General features: G+C 70.3%; 20 protein-coding genes. 14 read left to right on the top strand and 6 right to left on the bottom strand.

Features of this window, described 5'->3' with window-relative positions; translation table 11 throughout:
• Positions 1 to 70: 70 nt before the first annotated feature.
• Genes dxs through xseB form a run of 3 tightly spaced genes read right to left on the bottom strand, consistent with a single transcriptional unit; the run spans position 71 to position 3,174 of the window.
• Complete coding sequence (gene dxs / locus QRD43_RS14300; RefSeq protein ID WP_285983135.1) at positions 71 to 1,993, bottom strand: 1-deoxy-D-xylulose-5-phosphate synthase; 1,923 nt, start codon at positions 1,991 to 1,993, stop codon at positions 71 to 73.
• Between the two features lie 26 nt (positions 1,994 to 2,019).
• Positions 2,020 to 2,907, bottom strand: a complete 888-nt coding sequence (locus QRD43_RS14295; RefSeq protein ID WP_285983134.1) for a polyprenyl synthetase family protein — start codon at positions 2,905 to 2,907, stop codon at positions 2,020 to 2,022.
• A 3-nt stretch (positions 2,908 to 2,910) separates the two neighbouring features.
• Complete coding sequence (xseB, locus tag QRD43_RS14290) at positions 2,911 to 3,174, bottom strand: exodeoxyribonuclease VII small subunit (protein ID WP_285983133.1); 264 nt, start codon at positions 3,172 to 3,174, stop codon at positions 2,911 to 2,913.
• Positions 3,175 to 3,501: 327 nt separating this feature from the next.
• Here xseB and QRD43_RS14285 point away from each other — a divergent pair, with 327 nt between their 5' ends.
• The 4 genes from QRD43_RS14285 (at position 3,502) to QRD43_RS14270 (ending at position 7,060) form a co-directional block, all read left to right on the top strand.
• A complete protein-coding gene (locus QRD43_RS14285) occupies positions 3,502 to 4,608 on the top strand; it encodes an aromatic ring-hydroxylating oxygenase subunit alpha (RefSeq protein ID WP_285983132.1) in 1,107 nt (368 codons plus the stop codon).
• 76 nt (positions 4,609 to 4,684) lie between these two features.
• Positions 4,685 to 5,593, top strand: a complete 909-nt coding sequence (locus tag QRD43_RS14280; RefSeq protein WP_285983131.1) for a DMT family transporter — start codon at positions 4,685 to 4,687, stop codon at positions 5,591 to 5,593.
• On the top strand, positions 5,590 to 6,444 hold the full coding sequence (locus tag QRD43_RS14275) for a sulfurtransferase (RefSeq protein WP_285983130.1): 855 nt from the start codon (positions 5,590 to 5,592) through the stop codon (positions 6,442 to 6,444). The genes QRD43_RS14280 and QRD43_RS14275 overlap by 4 nt, the downstream gene beginning before the upstream one ends.
• A 181-nt stretch (positions 6,445 to 6,625) precedes the next feature.
• On the top strand, positions 6,626 to 7,060 hold the full coding sequence (locus QRD43_RS14270) for a universal stress protein (RefSeq protein WP_285983129.1): 435 nt from the start codon (positions 6,626 to 6,628) through the stop codon (positions 7,058 to 7,060).
• Between the two features lie 51 nt (positions 7,061 to 7,111).
• Here QRD43_RS14270 and QRD43_RS14265 read toward each other — a convergent pair whose 3' ends face one another.
• Entirely contained in the window at positions 7,112 to 7,882 is a 771-nt protein-coding gene (locus QRD43_RS14265) for a ZIP family metal transporter (RefSeq protein ID WP_285983128.1), read from the bottom strand.
• A gap of 263 nt (positions 7,883 to 8,145) precedes the next feature.
• Between QRD43_RS14265 and QRD43_RS14260 the strand changes: the two genes are divergently transcribed.
• The gene (locus QRD43_RS14260; protein WP_285983127.1) at positions 8,146 to 9,693 is read left to right on the top strand and encodes a Ppx/GppA phosphatase family protein; all 1,548 of its coding nucleotides are present in this window, start codon (positions 8,146 to 8,148) and stop codon (positions 9,691 to 9,693) included.
• A 31-nt stretch (positions 9,694 to 9,724) separates the two neighbouring features.
• On the opposite strand, the gene ppk1 is transcribed toward QRD43_RS14260, so the two are convergent.
• Both ppk1 and QRD43_RS14250 read right to left on the bottom strand, forming a co-directional pair.
• The gene (gene ppk1 / locus QRD43_RS14255; RefSeq protein WP_285983126.1) at positions 9,725 to 11,785 is read right to left on the bottom strand and encodes a polyphosphate kinase 1; all 2,061 of its coding nucleotides are present in this window, start codon (positions 11,783 to 11,785) and stop codon (positions 9,725 to 9,727) included.
• Positions 11,786 to 11,794: 9 nt separating this feature from the next.
• Positions 11,795 to 12,727: a UDP-2,3-diacylglucosamine diphosphatase gene (locus tag QRD43_RS14250; RefSeq protein ID WP_285983125.1), complete on the bottom strand. Its 933-nt coding sequence runs from the start codon at positions 12,725 to 12,727 to the stop codon at positions 11,795 to 11,797.
• A 104-nt stretch (positions 12,728 to 12,831) separates the two neighbouring features.
• Between QRD43_RS14250 and QRD43_RS14245 the strand changes: the two genes are divergently transcribed.
• From QRD43_RS14245 to QRD43_RS14205, 9 genes are all read left to right on the top strand, one after another.
• Complete coding sequence (locus QRD43_RS14245) at positions 12,832 to 13,785, top strand: hypothetical protein (protein WP_285983124.1); 954 nt, start codon at positions 12,832 to 12,834, stop codon at positions 13,783 to 13,785.
• Positions 13,782 to 15,512 carry a single-stranded-DNA-specific exonuclease RecJ gene (recJ, locus tag QRD43_RS14240; RefSeq protein WP_285983123.1) on the top strand — a complete coding sequence of 577 codons (1,731 nt, stop codon included), beginning with the start codon at positions 13,782 to 13,784 and terminating at the stop codon, positions 15,510 to 15,512. The genes QRD43_RS14245 and recJ overlap by 4 nt, the downstream gene beginning before the upstream one ends.
• Positions 15,513 to 15,701: 189 nt before the next feature.
• Positions 15,702 to 17,267 carry a methyl-accepting chemotaxis protein gene (locus QRD43_RS14235; RefSeq protein ID WP_285983122.1) on the top strand — a complete coding sequence of 522 codons (1,566 nt, stop codon included), beginning with the start codon at positions 15,702 to 15,704 and terminating at the stop codon, positions 17,265 to 17,267.
• 114 nt (positions 17,268 to 17,381) lie between these two features.
• Positions 17,382 to 18,248 (top strand): 3',5'-nucleoside bisphosphate phosphatase, encoded by an 867-nt coding sequence (locus tag QRD43_RS14230; protein WP_285983202.1) that lies wholly within the window; start codon positions 17,382 to 17,384, stop codon positions 18,246 to 18,248.
• 92 nt (positions 18,249 to 18,340) lie between these two features.
• On the top strand, positions 18,341 to 18,712 hold the full coding sequence (locus tag QRD43_RS14225; RefSeq protein ID WP_285983121.1) for a BlaI/MecI/CopY family transcriptional regulator: 372 nt from the start codon (positions 18,341 to 18,343) through the stop codon (positions 18,710 to 18,712).
• On the top strand, positions 18,702 to 19,874 hold the full coding sequence (locus QRD43_RS14220) for a M56 family metallopeptidase (RefSeq protein WP_285983120.1): 1,173 nt from the start codon (positions 18,702 to 18,704) through the stop codon (positions 19,872 to 19,874). Before QRD43_RS14225 ends, QRD43_RS14220 begins: the two co-directional genes overlap by 11 nt.
• Positions 19,875 to 19,932: 58 nt before the next feature.
• Positions 19,933 to 20,565: an L-threonylcarbamoyladenylate synthase gene (locus QRD43_RS14215; RefSeq protein ID WP_285983119.1), complete on the top strand. Its 633-nt coding sequence runs from the start codon at positions 19,933 to 19,935 to the stop codon at positions 20,563 to 20,565.
• Positions 20,566 to 20,768: 203 nt separating this feature from the next.
• Positions 20,769 to 22,319: a methyl-accepting chemotaxis protein gene (locus QRD43_RS14210; protein WP_285983118.1), complete on the top strand. Its 1,551-nt coding sequence runs from the start codon at positions 20,769 to 20,771 to the stop codon at positions 22,317 to 22,319.
• A 44-nt stretch (positions 22,320 to 22,363) separates the two neighbouring features.
• Complete coding sequence (locus QRD43_RS14205; RefSeq protein WP_285983117.1) at positions 22,364 to 22,705, top strand: TonB family protein; 342 nt, start codon at positions 22,364 to 22,366, stop codon at positions 22,703 to 22,705.
• Positions 22,706 to 22,855 lie beyond the last annotated feature (150 nt).

Raw genomic sequence — 22,855 nt, 5'->3', positions numbered from 1 at the left:
CAAGGTCTCTAAAAACGCCGACCGCGTGACTTCAGGCGGCGGCCGCGCGAGCCGCGGCCCGGGCCCCGCCTCACTCGTTCGCGGCCGGGCGCAGCAGCTCGGGTCGCGCGCCGAAACGCTGCAGGATGGACTGGGCGATGCCGGCGGCATCGAGCCCGCACTGGGCCATCAGCTTGGCCGGGTCGCCATGCTCGACGAACTGGTCAGGCAGGCCCAGCTGCAGCACGGGCAGGTTCAGGCCCATCGCCTGCAGGGCCTCCATCACGGCACTGCCGGCGCCGCCCATGATGCAGCCTTCCTCGACGGTCACGAAAGCGTCGTGGCTCTCGGCCAGCTGGCGGACGAGGTCCACATCGAGCGGCTTCACGAAGCGCATGTTGGCCACCGTGGCGTCCAGCTGCTCGGCGGCCTGCAGCGCCGGGTAGAGCACCGTGCCGAAGGCCAGGATGGCGATGCGCGGCGCGCCCGCACGGCCCTGGGCCTTGCCGGACTCGCGACGGATCTCGCCCTTGCCCCAGGGCCAGGCCTGCATGTCCTTCTCGATAGCCGTGCCCACGCCGGCACCGCGCGGGTAGCGCACCGTGACCGGGCCCACGTGCTGGTAGCCGGTGTAGAGCGCCTGGCGGCATTCGTTCTCGTCCGCCGGGGTCAGCACGCTCATGAGCGGGATGCAGCGGGTGAAGGCGATGTCGTAGTTGCCGGCGTGCGTGGCGCCGTCCGCGCCCACGAGGCCGGCGCGGTCGAGTGCGAAGAGCACGTCCAGGTTCTGCAGGGCGACGTCATGGACCAGCTGGTCATAGGCGCGCTGCAGGAAGGTCGAGTAGATCGCCACCACGGGCTTCAGGCCCTCGCAGGCCAGGCCCGCGGCGAAGGTCACCGAATGCTGCTCGGCAATGCCGACGTCGTGGTAGCGCGTGGGGAAGCGCTTGTGGAACTCCACCATGCCCGAGCCCTCGCGCATGGCCGGCGTGATGCCGACGAGGCGCGGGTCCTGCTCGGCCATGTCACAGAGCCACTCGCCGAAGATCTGGGTGAAGGTCGGCTTGGCCGGCGTGGCCGACTTGACGAAGCCCACCGCCGGGTCGAACTTGCCCGAGGCGGCGTGGTACTTGACCGGGTCGGCCTCGGCGAGCTTGTAGCCGGCGCCCTTCTTCGTGACCACGTGCAGGAACTGCGGGCCGCCGCGGTCGCGCAGGTTCTCGAGCGTGGGGATGAGCGAGTCGAGGTCGTGGCCGTCGATCGGGCCCACGTAGTTGAAGCCGAACTCCTCGAAGATCGTGCCGGGCACGACCATGCCCTTGGTGTGCTCCTCGAAGCGGCGGGCGAACTCGTACAGGGGCGTGTTCTTGAGCACGCTCTTGGCGCCTTCGCGGGCGGCGGCATAGAAGCTGCCGCTCATCAGGCGGGCCAGGTACTTGTTGAGGGCGCCGACGGGCGGGCTGATCGACATGTCGTTGTCGTTCAGGATCACCAGCACGTCGCCCATCAGGCCACCGTGCGCGACGCCCGCGTTGTTGAGGGCCTCGAAGGCCATGCCGGCCGTCATGGCACCGTCGCCGATGATGGCCACGGCCTTGCGGTCCTCGCCCTTGATCTTGGCCGCCATGGCCATGCCATGCGCGGCCGAGATCGAGGTGGAGGAATGGCCGGTCCCGAAGGTGTCGTACTCGCTCTCGTCGCGGCGCGGGAAGCCGCTGATGCCGCCAAGCTGGCGCAGGCCGGGCATGCGGTCGCGGCGACCCGTCAGCACCTTGTGGGGGTAGGTCTGGTGGCCCACGTCCCACACGAGGCGGTCTTCCGGCGTGTTGAAGACGTAGTGCAGCGCAACGGTCAGCTCGACCGTGCCCAGGTTGGAGCCCAGGTGGCCGCCCGTCTTGGACACGCTCTCCAGCACATAGGCGCGCAGCTCGTCCGCCAGCTGCTTGAGCTGCGCACGCGGGAGGCGACGCAGGTCAGCGGGGCTGTCAATGGTCTGCAGCAAGGGAAAGCTCATGAGGGAACCCTGCTCTTCTTCTTGGGTCAGTTGTCGCGGTCCACGACCTTGTCGGCCAGCACGCTGAGCCAGGCGGTGTTCTCGAGGCCGCTGGCGGCGAGAGCCGCATGGGCCTGGGCCCGCAGCTGCTCGGCGTAGGCGCGGGCACCGTCGAGGCCCATCAGGCTCACGTAGGTGGGCTTGTCACAGGCCTGGTCCTTGCCGGCGGTCTTGCCGAGCACGGCGGAGTCCTGGGTGACGTCCAGGATGTCGTCCACGACCTGGAACGCGAGCCCCAGGGCCGCGCCGTAGTCGCTGAGCGACTGCCAGGCCGCGCCGGAGACGTCGCCGCAGGCGGCGCCCATCAGCACGCTGGCCTGCAGCAGCACGCCCGTCTTGCGGCGGTGCATGTCGCGCAGGGCGGTCTCGTCGAGGGACTTGCCGATGCTGGCGAGGTCGATGGCCTGCCCCCCCGCCATGCCGGCATGGCCGGAAGCGCGGGCCAGCAGGCGGCACAGGCGGGCCTGCAGGGCGGCGTCCATGCCGCCGTCGGGCGTCAGCACCTCGAAGGCCAGGGCCTGCATGGCGTCGCCCGCCAGCATGGCCTGGGCCTCGCCGAACTGGACGTGCACCGTGGGCTTGCCGCGGCGCAGGACGTCGTTGTCCATGCAGGGCATGTCGTCATGGACCAGGGAGTAGGCGTGGATCAGCTCGACCGCGCAGGCGGCACGCAGCGCAGCCTCGCACGACGACTGGGCCGCCTCGGCCGCTGCAAGCACCAGGAGCGGGCGCAGCCGCTTGCCGGCGCCAAGCACGGCATAGCGCATGGCCTCGCCGAGACCTGCCGGGGCATCGGCCGGCGTCCATTCATCCAATGCCTGTTCCACCTGCGCCAGACTGCGCGCGGCCCATTGATCAAACACGCCTGCATCCATTCGTTATTCGTCCTCCCACGGACGCATCTCGCCCGTCTCAAGCACCTTGACCTGCTGCTCGACGGCCTGCAGGCGGTCCCGGCACAGGGCCAGGAGCGTCGCACCGCGACGGTAGCTGTCCAGGAGCTGATCCAGGGGCAACTGCCCCGCCTCCATTGCAGCCACGAGTCGCTCCAGCTCCCCGAGCGCCTGCTCGTAGCTGAGATCCAGGGCCGCCGCGTCGGGACTGCCGGGGGCCGGATGGGGAGTCGCTGTGACTTTGCTCATAGAAATGCGAAAGGCGCATTGTAGTGGGGTGCCAACATGGCGCGGCCGGATCCATTTGGAGCAATGTAACGAGTGCGTACCGGCCAAAGCCCCTCATGGTTGATCCAGCTCAGCAGGCAGGCACGCCCGACCCCGGCTACAATCCCGCCCTCGCCCGCCGCCCGCCATGATGGGTCGCGAGCCTTGGGAGCCCGGCAGTCGCGCTGCGATCGGCCGGGCTTTTTGACACAAACCCGGTTCCGCACCCTCAGACGCAACCCACGCGGTCGTCGCCCTGGTGACGGGCCCGGGGGGTTGACATTGGTTTCTTGGAGACCCTCTTGGATCATGTCCGACCTGAGCCTCACTCTCTCAGCGCTTGACAGCAGCGTTACCCAGCTGCCGGTTTCTTCCTACTTCGACGAGGGCTTGTTCCGCAGGGAACTTGAACTCATCTTCCAGGCCGGACCCCGCTACCTTGGCCATGCCCTGAGCGTGCCCGAGGTCGGCGACTACCACGCCCTGCCCCAGGAGGGCGAGGGGCGCGCGCTCGTGCGCACGCCCGACGGCATCGAGCTGATCTCCAACGTCTGCCGCCACCGCCAGGCGGTGATGCTGCGCGGCCGTGGCAACACGAAGAGCAACATCGTCTGCCCGCTGCATCGCTGGACCTACGACCTCAAGGGCACGCTCGTCGGCGCCCCGCACTTCGACCACGACCCCTGCCAGCACCTGAACCGCTACCAGCTGCGGGAATGGAACGGCCTGCTGTTCGAGGACAACGGCCGCGACATCGCCGGCGAGCTCTCGCGCATCGCCAAGGCCCGCGATCTCGACTTCAGCGGCTATGTGCTCGACAAGGTCCAGGTCCACGAGTGCGACTACAACTGGAAGACCTTCATCGAGGTCTACCTCGAGGACTACCACGTCGGCCCCTTCCACCCGGGCCTCGGCCAGTTCGTCACCTGTGACGACCTCGCCTGGGAGTTCGGCACCAACCACTCGGTGCAGACCGTCGGCATCCACAAGGACCTGAAGACGCCGGGCTCGCCCGTCTACAAGAAGTGGCACCAGCAGGTGCTGGGCTTCCGCAACGGCCAGCCGCCCGAGCAGGGCGCGATCTGGCTGACGCTGTACCCGCACATCATGGTCGAGTGGTACCCGCACGTGCTCGTGGTCTCGACCCTGCACCCCAAGGGTCCGCAGAAGACGACCAACATCGTCGAGTTCTACTACCCCGAGGAAATCGCCGCCTTCGAGCGCGAGTTCGTCGAGGCCAACCAGGCCGCCTACATGGAGACCTGCATCGAGGACGACGAGATCGCGCTGCGCATGGACTGGGGCCGCAAGGCCCTGATGGACCGCGGCGACAACGAGGTCGGCCCCTACCAGAGCCCCATGGAGGACGGCATGAAGCACTTCCATGAGTGGTACCGCCGCGAGATGAAGTTCTGACGCCCACGCGTCCGCCAACCGCCCATCGGCCCCGCGCCCTGGGCGGTTTTTCTTTGCCGATACAGTCCGCCGCACGATGCCCGCTTCCCTCATGATGGCCCTGGCCACCCTGCTGTTCGCCACCATGGGCGTGTGCGTGAAGCTGGCCTCGGCCGAGTACGGCGCGGGTGAGATCGTCATGTACCGCGGCCTCGTCGGCGTGGCGATGGTGGGAAGCCTCGTGCTCGCGCGCGGGCTGAGCCTGCGCACCGCCGTGCCGGCCATGCACTTCTGGCGCAGCCTCTCCGGGGTCATCGCGCTGTCGCTGTGGTTCTATGCCATCGGCAAGCTGCCCCTGCCGACGGCCATGACGCTGAACTACATGTCCTCCGTGTGGATGGCGCTGTTCCTGATCGGCGGCGCCGTGCTGATGGGCGGGCGGGCGGCGGACGGGCGGCTCATCGCCACCGTGCTGGTCGGCTTCCTCGGCGTGGCCCTGGTGCTGCGCCCCAGCATGCAGCAGGACCAGGCCTGGCACGGGCTTGTCGGGCTGCTGTCGGGCATGCTGTCGGCGCTGGCCTACCTGCAGGTGACGGCCCTCGGCCGGGCGGGTGAGCCGGAGTACCGCATCGTCTTCTACTTCTCCTGCGGCGGCGCGGTGGCCGGCGCCCTGGTGAACGGGGTGCAGCAATGGGGCCAGCCGCAGGCCTGGCACGCGCACAGCGCCCGCGGGCTCGCGCTGCTGCTGGCGGTGGGCCTGCTCGCCACCGCCGCGCAGCTGCTGATGACCGCGGCCTACCGCAAGGGCCGCACGCTGGTGAATGCCAGCCTGCAGTACCTGGGCATCGTCTTCTCCTGCCTCTACGGCGTCTGGGTCTTCGACGAGCGCCTGAACCCCGCTGCGATACTGGGCATGCTGCTGATCGTCGGCGCCGGCCTTGCGGCCACGCTGCTGCGCCATCGCAGCCTTCCCCCCGACAGCTCCCATCCCGCGACCGAATCATGAGCCACACGACCCTGATCTCCGCCGAGGACCTGCAAGCGCTGCGGGCCGGCGCCCGCCCGCCCCTGCTGCTCGACGTGAGTTTCGACCTGGCCGACACCGCCGCCGGCGAACGCGCCTATGCCGCCGGCCACCTGCCCGGCGCCCATTACCTGCACCTGGACCGCGACCTCAGCGGCCCGAGGGCGGGCGAGGGTCAGGTCTTCACCGGCCGCCATCCCCTGCCCGAGCCGAGTGCCTTCGCCCAGCGCCTGGCGGCGCTCGGCCTGGAGCCCGGCCAGCAGGTGGTGGCCTATGACGGCCAGGGCGGCATGTACGCCGCGCGCGTGTGGTGGATGCTGCGCTGGCTGGGGCACGAGGCCGTCGCCGTGCTAGACGGTGGCATCGCCGCCTGGCAGGCCGCTGGCGGCGCGCTCGTCACCGAGGTGCCGACTGCGCAGCCTGGCAGCTTCCAGGCGAGCGCCCCCCTCGCGCCCTCGCTGAATGCCGACGCCCTGCAGGCCCGGCTGGGCCGCGTGCGCCTGCTGGATGCCCGCGCAGGCGAGCGCTTCCGCGGCGAGGTCGAGCCGCTGGACCGGCAGGCCGGCCACATCCCCGGCGCGCTGAACCGCTTCTTCAAGGACAACCTGCAGGCCGACGGCCGCTTCAAGCCCGCGGAGGCGCTGCGTGCCGAGTTCGAGGCCCTGTTGCCCCCCTTCGCGGCGCCGGAGGTGGTGCACCAGTGCGGCTCGGGCGTCACGGCCTGCCACAACCTGCTGGCCATGGAGCACGCCGGCCTGCACGGCTCGCGCCTGTACCCGGGCTCCTGGAGCGAATGGTCGGCGGACCCGCGCCGGCCCGTGGCCCAGGGCTGAGCCCCTGTTGCCGCCGCGGCGAAGCCCGCCGGAGCCTTGACATAGCGCAAGCGCCGCCGCCTACTGAACAGCAACACTTGACGCATCAGCACCGGACTTCGGCAGCCCCCCACACGGTGGCCGAAGAAGCCCGGCGAGGTCTTCACCCAAGGCTTTCAGGTTCAGCTCACAGGAGGCTCGCATGTACAAGCGCATCATCGTCCCGACCGACGGTTCCGACATCACCGCCAAGGCCCTCGAACAGGCCCTCGCCCTGGCCCAGGAGCTGGGCGCCAAGATCTTCGCGATCAGCGTGAAGGAACCCTTCCCCTACAGCGCCGTGTCCGAGATGCAGCCGACGCCGCCGCAGGAGTTCTTCGACGCCCAGGAGCGCATCGCCCAGGGCCGCCTGAAGACTGTCCTGGCGGCCGCCGAGAAGGCCGGCGTGCCCGCCGAGGCGCACAGCATCGAGGCCCTGCACCCGTGGGAGGCCATCATCGAGCACGCCAAGCGCGTCGAGGCCGATCTGGTGGTGATGGCCTCGCACGGCCGCCGCGGCGTGCAGGCCCTGCTGCTGGGCAGCGAGACGCAGAAGGTGCTGACCCACTCGACCATCCCGGTCCTCGTGGTGCGCTGAAGCCCGGCCCGCGCCGCCCCGAAGCCCGCCCCGTCGGCGGGCTTTTTCACGTCAGTGGCGGCTGCCCAGCACCAGCACGATGAAGCCCATGCCCGCGGCCAGCCAGAACAGCTGCGCGGCCGTCTCCTTCCAGGGCAGGCGGCGCTGCAGCTGGGGAATCAGGTCCGCCACGGCCACGTAGATGAAGCTGCTGGAGGCGAGCACCAGCAGATACGGGAACATCGACTCCCAGGGCCCGACGATGAAGTAGCCCAGCAGGCCGCCCAGCACGGCGGCCAGGCCCGACAGCGCGTTGAACAGCAGCGCCTTGCCGCGGCTGAAGCCGGCGTTGAGCAGCACGATGTAGTCGCCCACCTCCTGCGGGATCTCGTGGGCGACGATGGCCGCCGCCGTCACCCAGCCCAGGTGCTGATCGGCCAGGAAGGCCGCCGCGATGATCAGGCCGTCGCAGAAATTGTGGATGCTGTCCCCCACCAGCACCGAGAGCCCGCCCCGCCCCGCCTGCTCGGCATCGAAGTGGTGATGGTGGTGGTGGCCATCGCCCTCGTGGTGGTGCGTGTGGCGGTACAGCTCCGCCTTCTCCAGCAGGAAGAAGAACATCAGCCCGCCCAGCAGCGTCATGAACAGCGCATGCGGGCTGGCCTGGCGCTCGAAGGCCTCGGGGAGCACGTGCAGCAGGGCCGTGGCCAGCAGCACGCCGGTGGAGAGGCTCACCAGGTGGCGCACGACGCGCCCGAGCAGGGCCACCGTCAGGCTGGCGGCGATCAGCACGGAGAGCAGGCCGCCGACGAAGGTCGCGAGCAGGATGTAGGTGAGGGTCATGCGTGAAGCGTGGCGCGCCGCAACTCCCGGCGCCCGACAACGAAAGGCGCACCAGGGTGGCGCGCCTTCAGGGTTTGCACATCCCGGGATTCTCTCAGACCTGTCAATGGCCCTCGCCCGGCGCGTGCGCTGCCCGCATGACAGGCGCGTGGCCGCCCCTGGGCCGTTGCGCAGGGGCGCTTCGTGCCGGCCACCACACCGCTGACACAAAAGCGGCGTTCTTACACAAAGACAGGCCCCTTCCGCCGCGACAATCCTGCGCCATGAATGCGCTCCGTTCCGAATCCCTGCCCGCCCCGTCCGCCGGCGCTGGCGAGCCCCTGGCCGCCATCGACATGGGCTCCAACAGCTTCCGGCTGGAGATCGCCCAGCTGCACCGCGGCCAGTACAAGCGCCAGCTCTACCTGAAGAAGACCGTGCGCCTGGGCGCCGGCCTGGATGCCGACGGCATGCTGACCGACGAAGCCATGCAGCGCGGCCTGGACTGCCTGGCCGGCTTCGCGGAGCACCTGCGGGACTTCCCCGCCGCCCGCGTGCGTGCCGTGGCGACGCAGACGCTGCGCGAGGCCCGCAACCGCAACGCCTTCCTCGCGACGGCCCAGAAGACACTGGGGCACGGCATCGAGGTGATCTCCGGCCGTGAGGAAGCCCGGCTGATCTTCGCGGGCGTGGCGCGGCTGCAGCCCTCCGAGCGGCCGCGCCTGGTGATCGACATCGGCGGCCGCTCCACCGAGATGATCCTGGGCCTGGGCCGCAAGCCGCTGAAGGCCGAGTCCTTCCAGATCGGCAGCGTGAGCCTCTCCCTGCGCTATTTCCCGGACGGCCGGTTCACGCCGGAAGCCTTCCGCGCCGCACAGGTCGCCGCGGGCGCCGAGCTGGAGGAGGCGCTGAACCTCTTCGCCCGCGAGCGCTCGCAGCCGGTGTGGCAGGAGGCGCTGGGCTCCTCGGGCACGGTGGGCGCCGTCTCGCAGCTGCTGGCGGCCAGCGGCGTCACCGACGGCTCGATCACGCCCGAGGCGCTGCGCTGGTGCATCGAGCGCTGCCTGGCCGCCGGGCACATGGACGCCCTCGACCTGCCGGGCCTCAAGGACGACCGACGTGCCGTCGTCGGCGGCGGCCTGTGCATCCTCTACACGCTCCTGACGCAGTTCCAGATCGAGCGCCTGCAGCCGGCCAAGGGCGCGCTGCGCCAGGGCGTGGTGTTCGACCTCGCGGAGCGCCTGCAGGCCAGCCAGGGCGAGCTGAGCCGCGGCCGGGACATGCGCGACCAGTCCGTGGCAGCCCTGCAACTGCGCTTCGGCGTGGACACCGAGCAGGCCCAGCGCGTGCAAGACCTGACCCTGCATCTGCACCAGCAGCTGGCGCCCAAGGCCGAGCGCGAGCGCCAGCGCGAGCTGGCCTGGGCGGCCCGGCTGCACGAGATCGGCATGATGGTCTCGCACCATGACCACCACCGCCACAGCGCCTACCTGCTCGCGCATGTCGACGCCCCCGGCTTCTCGCAGAACCAGCTGCACCGCCTGGGCGATCTCGCGCTCGGCCAGCGCGGCGGCCTGCGCAAGCTCGAGACGGAGCTGCAGGACGAGACCCTGCTCTGGCAGCTGCTGGCGCTGCGCCTGGCGCTCATCAAGTGCCACGCGCGCCAGCCGATCGACGTGCAGGCCATGCGCCTGCTGCGCGACGGGGATCAGGTCACGGTGCGCATGAGCGAGGGCTGGGCGGAGGCGCATCCCCGCGCGCTGTACCTGCTCAACGAGGAGCTGGAGGCCTGGCGCAAGCTGGGCCGGCTGAAGCTGGTCCTGCAGGCGTGAACGGGGCCGGGCGCACGGACGCGCCCGGCGATCACTCGACGGCGTAACGGCGCATCAGCGCCTGCTGGGCGCTCAGCCCGGGCCCCTCGATGCGGCGGTAGTGCCCGTCCGGCAGCTGCTCCCAGGCATCGAGACTGTCATGCAGATAGGGCTGCAGCGTCTCGTCGATGAGCCGCTGGCGCAGCTTCGCATCCAGCACCGGCCACGCCACCTCGATGCGGCGGAACATGTTGCGGCTCATCCAGTCGGCGCTCGACAGGTACAGCGCCTCGTCGTCCTCGCCGTCGCCCCAGCGGAAATAGCTCACCCGCGAGTGCTCCAGGAAGCGCCCCACCACCGAGCGCACCCGGATGCGGTCGGAGATGCCCGGCAGCTGCGGCGGCAGCATGCAGGCGCCGCGCACGATGAGGTCGATGTCCGCGCCCGCCTGGCCACAGCGCAGCAGCGCATGGATCAGCTCGGCATCCGTCAGCGCATTGACCTTGAGCACCACCCGCGCCGTCCGGCCTTCGCGCGCGGCCTGCTCGACCTGGGCGAGGGAGGCCACCATGCGCTCGTGCATGTGGAAGGGCGCCAGCAGCAGGCGCTTCGCCGGCCGCGCCTTGCCCAGCGAGGCCAGCTGGCGAAAGACGTTGTCGATGTCGGACGTGAGGTCCGGGTCGGCGGTGAGGCAGCCAATGTCGGTGTACAGCCGCGCGGTCTTGGGGTTGTAGTTGCCCGTCGAGAGATGGGCATAGCGACGCAGCACGTGCTTGCCGCCGGGCTTGCCCTCGCGCCGCGTCACCAGCAGCATCTTGGCGTGGGTCTTCAAGCCGACGATGCCGTAGACCACCTGCGCGCCGACGGCCTCCAGCCGCTCCGCCCAGTTGATGTTGGCCTCCTCGTCGAAGCGGGCCTTGAGCTCCACCACCGCCATCACCTCCTTGCCACGGCGGGCCGCCTCGATCAGCAGGTCCATCAGCACGGACTGGCTGCCCGTGCGGTAGATGGTCTGCTTGATGGCCAGCACGTCCGGATCCTCGACGGCCTCGCGCAGGAACTGCACGACGGGCTCGAAGCTCTCGAAGGGATGGTGAAGCAGCACGTCGCCCTTGCGCAGGCGCTCGAAGCAGCGCTTCTGGCGCGGCAGGCTGGCCTGCGGCCACAGGGGCTCGTGGGGCGGGAAGCGCAGCTCGGGCGCGTCGGTCAGGTCGATCAGCTCGTTGAGCCGCACCAGGTTCACCGGCCCGTTGACGCGGTACAGGGCCGCGTGCGGCAGCTGGAACTGCTCCAGCAGAAAGCGCGACAGCTCCTCGGGGCAGCTGTTGACCACCTCCAGGCGCACGGCGCGGCCGAAGTGGCGCGTGGTGAGGCCCGAGCGCAGGGCGTGGCGCAGATTGGCCACCTCCTCCTCGTCCACCTCCAGATCCGAATCGCGGGTCACGCGGAACTGCGAGAAGGACTCCACCTGCCGCCCCGGGAACAGGTCCTCCAGGTGGGCGCGGATCACGCTGGTCAGCAGCACGAAGACCTGCCGCCCGCCGCTGATCTGCGCCGGCAGCTTGATCACGCGCGGCAGCACGCGCGGCACCTTGACGATGGCGATGCGGTTGTCGCGCCCGAAGGCATCCTTGCCCGAGAGCCTCACCACGAAGTGCAGGGACTTGTTGGCCACCTGCGGGAAGGGATGGGCCGGGTCCAGGCCCACGGGCACCAGCAGGGGCTTGACCTCGCGCTCGAAGAAGCGGGAGACCCAGTGTCGCTGCGCCTCGTCACGATCGGCGTGGTTGTGGATCACGATGCCCTGCTCCAGGAGCCTGGGCATGATCTGCTCGTTGAACACGTCGTACTGGCGGTCGATCAGCGCATGGGCCTCGCCGGCCACGCGCTCGATGTCGCGGTTGCTCACGGCGCTGCCCGGCTCGCGGGCGGCGTCCAGCATGTCGGCGAAGCGCACCTCGAAGAACTCGTCCAGGTTGGACGACACGATGCACACATAGCGCAGCCGCTCCAACAGGGGCACGTCCTCGCGCTGCGCCTGGGCCAGCACCCGGGCGTTGAATTCCAGGATGGCTTGTTCGCGGTTCAGCAGGGCGGATGGCATCAGGGTCATGGCCTCACTTTATGAAGGCATCGTGACAGGCGCATGACGCCGGTCGGCAGGGGGTCCGGCAGGCGCGGTGACCGTGCGATCCTCGCATGCCGCGTCGCCGCGCTGGCTGAAGGCCGTCCAGTCCAGGATCTCCAGCCGCCCGTCCGGGTGCTCGACCAGGGCCGTGAGGCTCTCGACCCAGTCGCCGTCGTTGGCGTAGAGCACACCGTCGATCTCGCGCAGTTCGGCATGGTGAATGTGCCCGCAGACCACCCCGTGCACCCCGCGGCGCCGGGCCTCGCGGGCCACCGCCTCCTCGAACTGGGAGACATAGCTCATGGCGCGCTTGACCTTGAGCTTGAGGTAGCGGGACAGGCTCCAGTACGGCAACCCCATCCGCGCCCGCAGGCGGTTGAGGTGGCGGTTCAGCCGCAGCGTGAACTCGTAGAGCGAATCCCCCACGTGCGCCAGCCACTTGGCGCACTGGATCACGCCATCGAAGAGGTCGCCGTGCGTGATCCAGAGCTTGCGGCCGTCGGCGGTCTCGTGAATCCAGTCCTCGGCCACCTCGATGCCGCCGAAGCTGTGCTGCACATACTTGCGGGCGAACTCGTCGTGGTTGCCGGGGATGAAGATCACGCGGCAGCCCTTGCGCGCCTTGCGCAGCAGCTTCTGCACGACGTCGTTGTGGGCCTGCGGCCAGTACCAGCTGCGCCGCAGCTGCCAGCCGTCGATGATGTCGCCCACGAGGAAGAGCTGCTCACACTCCACCGCGCGCAGGAACTCCAGCAGGTGGCCCGCCTGGCAGCCCGGCGTGCCCAGGTGCAGGTCGGAGATCCAGACGGTCCGCACCCGCAGGCGGGGCCGCGGTTCGTCCGTCCCGCCCGGCTCGCGGGGCGCCGGCGGGACTGCGACAGCGGGAACCAGCGTGGCGACGCGCGCCAGAAGGGTGTCGTGCGGCATGCCCGGCAGCTTGCGCCTGGCAGGTGTCGCCGGCATGTCGGGAACATGGCCGGCCGATGACAGCGCGCCGGTGCCCCCTGGCGCGAGACCGGATAATCCGCCCCATGCATCTCGTGATTCCCTATGCCAGCGCCGCGGATCCGCAGGCCCTGGCCGCGCTGGCGGAACTCTCCCTGCCGGCCCTGGACAGCGCCCTGGCCTTCCTCACCCCGGGCGGCCTGGCGGGCGGTACCGCCCCGCTCGAGACGGGCGCGCCCGACGAGTACAGCCTCGAGCTGCCGCACGAACGCCTGCTGGCCTCGCTGTGCGGCCTGCCCCCCGACACGCCCGCCCCGCTGGCCGCGTGGGCGCTGGCGCAGGCGGGGCAGGCGCCCGGCGCGCTCGCCTGGGCACGACTCACCCCCCTGCACTGCGATGTCGGCAGTGACCAGGTCACGGCGCTGGACCCGGCGGCCCTGGACCTCGACGAGGCCCGGTCGCAGGCCTTCTTCGACGCCCTCGCCCCGCTGTTCCCCGAGGACGAGGGCTGGACCCGCCGCCATCTCGCGCCCGGCCAGTGGTTCCTGGCCCACGAGCAGCTGGCGGGCCTGCCCACGGCGAGCCTGGACCGCGTCATCCATCGCAATGTCGATGCCTGGCTGCCGGAGCCGCGCCTGCTGCGCCGCCTGCAGATGGAGGCCCAGATGACGCTGCATGGGCACCCGCTCAATGCCGCCCGAGAGGCCGAGGGGCAGCGGCCGATCAACAGCGTCTGGATCTGGGGCTGCGGCCCCGCGCCCCGTCAGGCCCTGTCCGCAGGGGTGGAGGTCGACGAGCGGCTGCGCGCCGCCTGGATCAGCGGTGACTGGGCCGCCTGGGCCGAGGCCTGGCGCGCGCTCGACGCCGAGCGCCTGCGCCCGCTTGTGCCCGCGCTGCGAGCCGGCACCGCCACGCTGAGCCTCGCCGGCGAACGCCTGGCCGCCACGCTGCAGCCTCGGCCCCGCCGCTGGCCCGAACGCCTGCTTGCCGCCCTGCGCCCGGCCCGCGGCCTGTCCAACCGCCTGCTGGAGCGCCTGTGAGCACCGCCCCCACCCTCGTGACCCGCGACGCCCCGCCCCGTGCGGCCTGGACCCTGGAGCAGGCCGGCTTTACGCCGCTGCTGGCCCGGCTCTTCGCCGCCCGCGGCGTCCGCAGCGCCGACGAGCTCGATGCCGGCCTGGACAAGCTGCTCCCGCCCGAGGGCCTCAAGGGCATCGAGGCCGCCGCGGCGCTGCTGGCGGATGCCGTGCAGGCCGGCGACCGCATCTGCCTTGTCGCCGATTACGACTGCGACGGCGCCACCGCCTGCGCCGTCGCCCTGCGCGGCCTCGGCCTGCTGGGGGCAAGACCTGACACCCTGCACTACGTCGTGCCGGACCGCGCCATCCACGGCTACGGCCTCACGCCGGCCATCGTCGAGCTGGCCCTGCCGCTGCAGCCCCAGCTGCTGATGACGGTGGACAACGGCATCGCCAGCCTGGCCGGCGTGGCCCACGCGAAGGCGCTGGGGCTCAAGGTGCTGGTCACCGACCACCACCTCCCGGCGCTGGTGGAGGACGTCGTGCAGCTGCCGCAGGCCGACGCGCTGGTCAACCCGAGCCAGCCCGGCTGCGGCTTCGAGAGCAAGAACCTCGCCGGCGTGGGCGTGGCCTTCTACGTGCTGCTCGCCCTGCGCAGCGAGCTGCGCCGCCGGGGCGCCTTCGAAGGGCGCGAGCAGCCGCGCCTCGACGGCCTGCTGGACCTCGTCGCCCTGGGCACCGTGGCCGACGTCGTCAGGCTGGACGCCAACAACCGCCGCCTCGTGGCGCAGGGCCTGCGCCGCATGCGCAACGGCCGCATGCAGCCCGGCGTGGCGGCGCTGTTCACGGCCGCGGGCCGCGATGCCGCGCGCGCCAATGCCTTCGACCTCGGCTTCGCGCTGGGCCCGCGCATCAACGCGGCCGGGCGGCTGTCCGACATGACCGTGGGCATCGAATGCCTGCTCTGCGAGGATCCCGCGCGCGCCCTCGAGCTGGCGCAGCTGCTGGACACCATCAACCGCGAGCGCCGCGAGATCGAGGCCGGCATGCGCGAGCAGGCCGAGGCCCAGCTCGCCCGCCTGCGCACCCAGCTCGAGACGCAGACGCCGCCGGCCCTGGTGATCTTCGACGAGGACTTCCACGAAGGCGTCGTCGGCATCGTGGCCTCGCGCATCAAGGACGCCGCCCACCGCCCCACCTTTGTGCTGGCGCGCGGCGCGGACGGCCAGCTCAAGGGCTCCGGGCGCTCCATCGCCGGCTTCCACCTGCGAGACGCCCTGGACCTGATCTCCAAGCGCCACCCTGATCTGCTCAAGAAGTTCGGCGGCCATGCGATGGCGGCCGGCTGTACGCTGGCGGAGGGCGGCGTGCAGCCCTTCCGCGAGGCGCTCACCGCCGTCGCCGCCGAATGGCTGGACGAAGGCGCCTTGCAGCGCACCCTGCGCACCGACGGCCCGCTGCCGCCCGACGCCTTCAATGCGCAGACGGTGCAGGAGCTGGACGCCCAGGTCTGGGGCCAGGCCTTCGAGGCGCCGCTGTTCTGCGACGAGGTGCAGATCGTGGCGCAGCGCATCGTGGGCGAGCGCCACCTCAAGCTGCGGGTGCGCCAGGGCGGCCTGCTGCGGGACGCCATCTGGTTCGGTCACACCGACCCGGTGCCCGAGCAGGCCCGCATGGCCTACCGGCTGAGCCTGGACGAGTACCAGGGGCAGCAGCGCGTGCAGATGGTGGTCGAGGCGATCGTCTGAGGCCCGGCGGCCCGCCGCCCACGGCACAGACCGCCCGGTCGGTCACTGCAGGATTGGCGCCACGCGCCCCCTCTTTTCTCCTTGCTGCCCAAGTCGCGCCTGGCGCATGCTTGAGGGCCGCGCCCGGTCCGGCCTGAGACGACATCAGGCGTGGCGCGCCCTAGACGCATGCAATAACAAGGAGACGCCATGCTGCGACAACTGTCCATCAAGGCCCGCCTCGGCCTCGCCTTCGGCCTGATGGTGCTGCTCATGCTGGTGCTCGGCGGCGGCGGCTGGATGGCCACCCGGGCCATGTTCGGTGCCTTCGAGACTTTCAACACCTCCGTCGTCGCCTCGCTGCGCAGCGTGGACGACCTGCGCGCCGGCATGCTCACCGCGCGCCGCTACGAGAAGGACATGATCTTCGCCGCCATCGGCGTGGCTGACTTCAAGCGCGCCCAGGAGCGCTGGGAGGCCGCCATGAAGTCCGCGGACGCCGGGCTCAAGGACCTCGAGCAGCGGGTCAAGGACCCCAAGGTCCGGGAAGGCCTGGGCACCATCCGCAGCAACTTCGACGCCTACCGCAGCGGCATGGTGCCGGTCATGGCCCAGCTCTCCAAGGGCGACATGGCCAGCGACCTCAAAGGCGCCTGGGACGCCCCGCGCGAGGCCAAGAAGGCCGTCGACCAGGCCGAGCAGGGCCTCGAGGAGGCACTCAAGACGGTGGACCGCTTCATCGAGATCGCCCACGACAAGATCGCCGGCGTCTACGGCACCATCACCACGGTCATCGTCGTCGCGCTGCTGGCCGGCATGGGCCTCGCGGCCTTCATCGGCTGGCGCATCGCCCACTCGCTGCTGCTGCCCATCCAGCAGGGCATGGCCTTCGCCTCGGCCGTGGAGAACGGCAATCTCGACGAGCACCTGCACATCGAGGGCAAGGACGAGCTGACCGCGCTGTCCACGAGCCTGTTGCACATGCAGGAGGGCCTGCGCAGCATCGTGATCAAGGTGCGCGAGGGCTCGGAGTCCATCCAGGTGGCGGCCTCGGAGGTCGCGACGGGCAACCATGACCTCTCGTCCCGCACCGAGCAGGCCGCCGCCAGCCTGGAGGAGACCGCCTCCTCGATGGAGCAGCTGACGGAGAACGTGCGCCACAACGCCGACGCCGCCCGCCAGGCCAACCAGCTCGCGAGCAGCGCGTCCAGCGTGGCACAGCGCGGCGGCGACGTCGTCCAGCAGGTCGTGCAGACCATGGGCGAGATCAGCACGAGCTCGCGCAAGATCGGCGACATCATCGGCGTGATCGACGGCATCGCCTTCCAGACCAACATCCTCGCCCTGAACGCCGCGGTGGAAGCGGCGCGCGCCGGCGAGCAGGGCCGCGGCTTCGCGGTCGTGGCCGGCGAGGTGCGCTCGCTCGCGCAGCGCAGCGCCGAGGCCGCGAAGGAGATCAAGACGCTGATCACCGGCTCCATGGACCGCATCGAGGCCGGCGCCAGCCTGGTGCAGGACGCGGGCACGACCATGAACGAGATCGTGAGCTCCGTGCAGCGGGTCACGGACATCATGGGCGAGATCACGGCCTCCACGCAGGAGCAGAGCACCAGCATCAACGAGGTGGGGCAGGCGATCACCAACCTCGACCAGATGACGCAGCAGAACGCCGCCCTCGTCGAGCAGGGCGCGGCCGCCGCCAGCAGCCTGCGGGACCAGGCCGTGGGGCTCAGCGCCGCGATCAGCAGCTTCCGGGTCACGGCCCGGCACGCGTGAAGCCCGCATGACGCCCGCATGAAGCCCCCGCCCCCCGCCGCGGCGGGTGCAGGGACATTGCTGCAGCGCAGCGAGCCCCGCGCATCGGCCCCCTAGAATGGCGGCGTGAACACCATCCATGCCCTGAGCAACGCCGACCTCCACTGCCACTCCAAGGTGTCTGACGGCACGCTGGAGCCGGAGGCCGTCGCCACCCGCGCGCACGCCAACGGCGTCGAGCTGTGGGCCCTGACCGACCACGACGAGGTGGGCGGCCAGGCCCGCGCCCTCGCCGCGGCCGGCCGCCTGGGCATGCACTACCTGACGGGCTGCGAGATCTCCGTCACCTTCGCGGGCCGCGTCGTGCACATCGTGGGGCTCGGTTTCGACCACGAGGACGCCGCGCTGGTCCAGGGCCTGCGCGAGACCCGCGGCGGCCGCGGCGAGCGCGCACGCGAGATGGCGGAGGGCCTCGCCAAGGTCGGCATCAAGGACGCCTACGAAGGCGCGCTGAAGTACGTCGGCAACCCGGAGCTGATCTCCCGCACCCACTTCGCCCGCTTCCTCGTCGACGCCGGCCATTGCCAGGACGTGCCCGACGTCTTCCGGCGCTTCCTCACCGAGGGCAAGCCGGGCTTCGTGCCCCACCGCTGGGCGCGCCTCGCCGATGCCGTGCGCTGGGTCACCCAGGCCGGCGGCGTGGCCGTCATCGCCCACCCCGGCCGCTACGACTTCACGCCGACCGAGGAATACGCGCTCATCACCGAGTTCATGGCCCATGGCGGCCGCGGCATCGAGGTCGTCACCGGCAGCCACACGGCCGCCGAGGCCGCGAAGTACACCGAGACCGCCCTGGAATTCGGCCTCCTGGCCTCGCGCGGCTCTGACTTCCACAGCCCCGACGAGAGCCACACGGACCTCGGCAAGCTCCCCGCACTCTCCGGCCGGCTGACGCCCGTCTGGGACGCGCTGCGCGAGCGCATCATTCCGCCCCCCCACTGACGTCCGCGCGCCGAGGATCCCCGGGTTTCCCATAGCTGGCCAATTCGACAACGCCTGTTGACAATTAATTCGTCAACAACTGTTGTCGAATCATGAGCAGCATCTCCGACGCCGAATCCCAGATCATGCAGGCCCTGTGGGGCCGCCATCCGCTCAGTGCCGAGGACATCCTGGCCGCCCTGCCCGCGCAGGACGGCTGGCAGCTGGGCACCGTGAAGACGCTCCTGAACCGCCTGCTCAACAAGGGCGCGGTGAAGGCTGAGCGCGAGGGCCGACGCTACCTCTACGAGCCGCTGATCGAGCGGGCCCAGTGGGAAGGCAAGGAGTCCCTCGGGCTCGTGGACCGCGTGTTCGGCGGCCGGCTCTCCCCGCTGGTGGCGCATTTCTCCGCCCATCGCAAGCTGAGCCCCGAGGACGCCGAGGCCCTGCGCCAGCTGCTCAAGGAGCACGACGATGAGCACTGAGACCCTGGACGCGCTGGTACGGACGCTCTGGCAGGCGCACCTGGGACTGAGTCTCGGCCTCGTCGCCGTGGCCCTGCTTCGACGGCCCGTGCGCCGGCTGGCCGGGGCGCAGGAGGCCTATGCGCTGTGGCTGCTGCCACTGCTGTGCCTCGCCGGGGCCCTGATGCCGGACGCCGGCCTCCCCCGGCTCGCGCTCGACCCCGTCATCTGGTCGGGAGCCGTCAGCGCCCTGCCGTCCACCCCCCTGGCCACCGCTGGCCCATCCGTCTGGCTGCTGGCCTGGGGATTGGGCGCTGCGGGCCTTCTGCTCGTTCAGACCCTGCGACACCGGCGCTTCGTGAAGGGGCTGCCCGTCGATGCAGGCCGTTGCCTGCGCACCCCCCGCGGCAGCTCGCCCGGACTGCTGGGGGTGTGGCGGCCGCGCCTGCTGCTGCCGATGGATTTCGAGGAGCGCTTCAGCGCGCAGGAACAGCAGTGGATCCGGGCCCATGAGACGCTTCATGCCCGCCGGCAGGACAACGCGGTCCGGCTGCTGGCGGCGCTGCTGCAGGCCGGGGCCTGGTTCAACCCGCTGCTGTGGTGGGCGGTGCCCGCCTTGCGCCATGACCAGGAGCTGGCCTGCGACGCCACCCTCCTGCGCTCCCGACCGGAGCAGTGGCGCGGATACGCACGGGCCCTGCTCAAGTCCGACGTCCAGTTTGCCGTACCGATCGCTGCCTCGGCCTGGCAGCCCACGCATCCCTTGAAGGAGAGGATCGACATGCTCAAGACCGCCGCTTCCCTGTCCCTGTGGCGCCGACGCGCCGGCCGCCTGACCGTCTGCGCGCTCGCCGTGCTCGCCGCTGGCGCCGTCCAGGCCCTGCGCGCGGAGCAGGCCACGCCTGCCGCCAAAGGGGGGGGCCAGGGGAAGGCGCCCCTGACTGCCTCCGCCATCTGCCCGACGATGGTGCGCCCTGACGTGCCGGTGGTGAACCTGCTGGGGACCTTCAAGTTCAAGGCCACCTACGAAGTCGATGCGCAGGGCCATCCGGTCAACGTGCGGGTCAGCGACGGCGAGCCGGCCTTCCAGAATGCGATCCGCCAGGCCATCAGCCAGTACCGCTGCAAGGCCAGGCCCGGCAGCGTGGAAGTCGAGCAGCACTTCGAGTTCCGCATCGACTGACCCTGCCCGCAGCATTCACACCACACCCGCGGGCCATGGGCGGCACACAATGCCTCCCATGGCCCAGATCTTTGAAGTCCACCCCGACAACCCCCAGCCGCGCTTCCTGCGCCAGGCCGTGCAGATCCTGCATGCTGGCGGCGTGGTCGCGATCCCCACGGACTCCAGCTACGCCCTCGTCTGCCACCTGGACGACAAGGCCGCGGCGGACGCCCTGCGCCGGGTGCGCGGCGTCGACGAGAAACACCACCTGACGCTGCTGTGCCGGGACCTCAGCGAGCTGGCGAACTACGCCCGCGTGGACAACCGCCAGTACCGCCTGCTCAAGAACGCCACGCCCGGCCCGTTCACCTTCATCCTGGAGGCCACCAAGGAAGTGCCCCGGCGGGTCTCGCACCCGTCGCGCCGCACCATCGGCCTGCGTGTGCCCGACCACCGCGTCACCCTGGACCTGCTGGAACTGCTCGGCCAGCCGCTGCTGGCGACGACCCTCATCCCGCCCGGCGAGGACGAGCCGCTGAACGACGCCCACCAGATCAGCGAGCGCTTCGACCGCCAGCTGCAGGCCATCATCGACGCCGGAGCCTGCCCCATGCAGCCGACGACCGTCATCGACCTCAGCGGGGACGAGCCGGTGCTGATTCGCCAGGGGCGGGGTAACCCGCAGAGCCTGGGCCTGCAGTTGGATTGACGCCTCGGCGCGCCGCAGATTTGCCGCCGGACTGCGAAATGCGCATCAAATTGAGTGCATTTGATCCACACCGCGCAGGGATAGCTGCCGACACAATCGGCAACAGGCACGGCACGATGCGGCACCGGTCCCGCCGGCATCGCGTGCCCGCCCCGGGAAGGTGACTCCGAGCGCCACCGGGCTTCAACCGCGAGGACAAGAACATGAGCTTTTTGACGAGCCTGCGCATCAGCCAGCGCCTCTCCCTCAGCTACCTTCTGCTGATCGTGCTGCTGGTGATCATTGGTGCCTACGGCGCCAACAACGCCAACCGGCTGTCCAAGGATCTCGACCGCACCGCGAACCAGAGCCTGGTGAAGATCGCCGCAGCCAATGCGCTGGAAGGCAATGTGAACGTCATCGCCCGCGCCTCGCGGGACCTGCTGCTGCTGGACGAGGCCCGCCAGATCAAGAAGCAGAAGGCCGCCATCGATGGCGCGCTGCAGGAGATCGACAAGCAACTGGGCGCCCTACAGCAGCAGATCGACACCCCCAAGGAGACCGAGGTCCTGAACAGCGTCAAGGAGCGCCAGGCCAAGTTCTTCGCCTCCGTCGCCAAGTTCCTGAAGATCCAGGCGGACGGCAGTCCCGACGAGGCCCGCGAGAGCCTCATCACCGATGTCCGCCCCGCCCAGCAGGCCTACCAGGACGGCTTGAAGTCGCTCGTGGACCTGCAGTTCGAATCGGCTCATGACCTCGCCACCTCGGGCGGCGAGCTGGCCCGCAACTCCGTCATCATCACCGTCGTGCTGGTCGTCGCCGCCGTGGTGCTGGGGGCAGGCGGCGGCCTGCTCATCACGCGCAGCATCATCGTGCCCGTCCGGGAGGCCCGCAGCGCCGCCGAGGCCATCAGCCAGGGCGACCTGACCCACGACATCCGCAGCATGGGTCAGGACGAGCTGGGCCAGATGCTGGACACGATGCAGGAGATGCAGCGCGCGCTGCGCGGCGTGGTCAGCAGCGTCAGCACGGCGGCCCGCGAGGTCGCCCAGAACTCCGGCGACATCGCCGGCGGCAACAACAACCTCTCCGAACGCACCGCACGTTCGGCCTCCAACCTCCAGACCACCGCCGCCTCCGTCGAGGAGATCGCCGCCAACCTCAGCGGCGCCAGCGAGCTGACCCGCAAGGCGGCCAGCATCGCCGGCAAGGCCCGCCAGTCGGCTTCCGCGGGCGGCAATGCCGTGGCCCAGGTCGTCGAGACCATGCAGGAGATCAGCGCCAGCTCCAAGAAGATCGGCGACATCATCGGCGTGATCGACGGCATTGCCTTCCAGACCAACATCCTGGCCCTGAATGCCGCCGTGGAAGCGGCCCGGGCCGGCGAGCACGGCAAGGGCTTCGCCGTGGTGGCGTCCGAAGTGCGGGCCCTGGCCTCGCGCGCCGCGGCCGCCGCCAAGGAGATCAAGGTGCTGATCCAGGAATCGACGGTTCGCGTCGAGCAGGGCACCGGCCACGTCAACAACGCCGGCGCCACCATCCGCAGTGTGGTCGACGAAGTCAACAACATGGGCCAGCTGATCGAGGAGATTTCGCACTCCGCCCAGGAACAGGCCACCGGCGTGGGCGTGGTCAATCAGGCCATGAACGAGCTGGACCGCAGCACCCAACAGAACGCCAGCCTGGTGAGCGAGCTGACCCGCTCCACCGAGGCCCTCACGGACAGCTCGACGCGCCTGCTCCAGGCCGTAGACTTCTTCCGTACCGGCGAATGAGCCACCATTTTTCAGGGGAAACCATGCAGATGAAGCGCAACGCCATGAGCTCCATGTTTGACAAGAAGGGCCTGTCCCGTTGGCTGCTGGCCTTTCTCGGTGCGGCCCTGCTGAGCGTCGCGGCCCATGCCAGCCCCAAGGTCGTGAAGAAGGTGCCGCCCGAGTTCCCGCGGGAGGCCACGCAGAAGGGCGTGAGCGGTGGCAGCGTCAAGGCCAAGATCCTGATCGACGGCGACGGCAAGGTCACGGGCGTCGAGATCCTGGAGGCCGAGCCGAAGCGCATCTTCGACCGTGCCGTGACCAATGCGCTGATGGAGTGGCGCTTCGAAGGCACCGGCGAGAAGCAGACCCACGAAGTCAAGCTCGTCTTCAAGAACGAGGACTGAGCCCGGACACAGGACATGCCCTGCGGCATGTCCTGTGCCTGGCGAAGGCTTGAGGGCTTGCAAGCCCTCAAGCGGCAGAGCCCCCTAGCTGCCTGCCGAAGGGCTTGGCGCATGCAGGCGCCAAGCCGCCAGAGCCCCCTCGCCCCACCC

The sequence above is a fragment of the Roseateles subflavus genome, from assembly GCF_030285365.1.
In the GTDB taxonomy this organism is placed as follows: Bacteria; Pseudomonadota; Gammaproteobacteria; order Burkholderiales; family Burkholderiaceae_C; genus Roseateles_B; species Roseateles_B subflavus.
The sequence above is the reverse complement of the archived record's forward strand: the minus strand, read 5'-3'. Positions and strand labels throughout refer to the sequence as shown.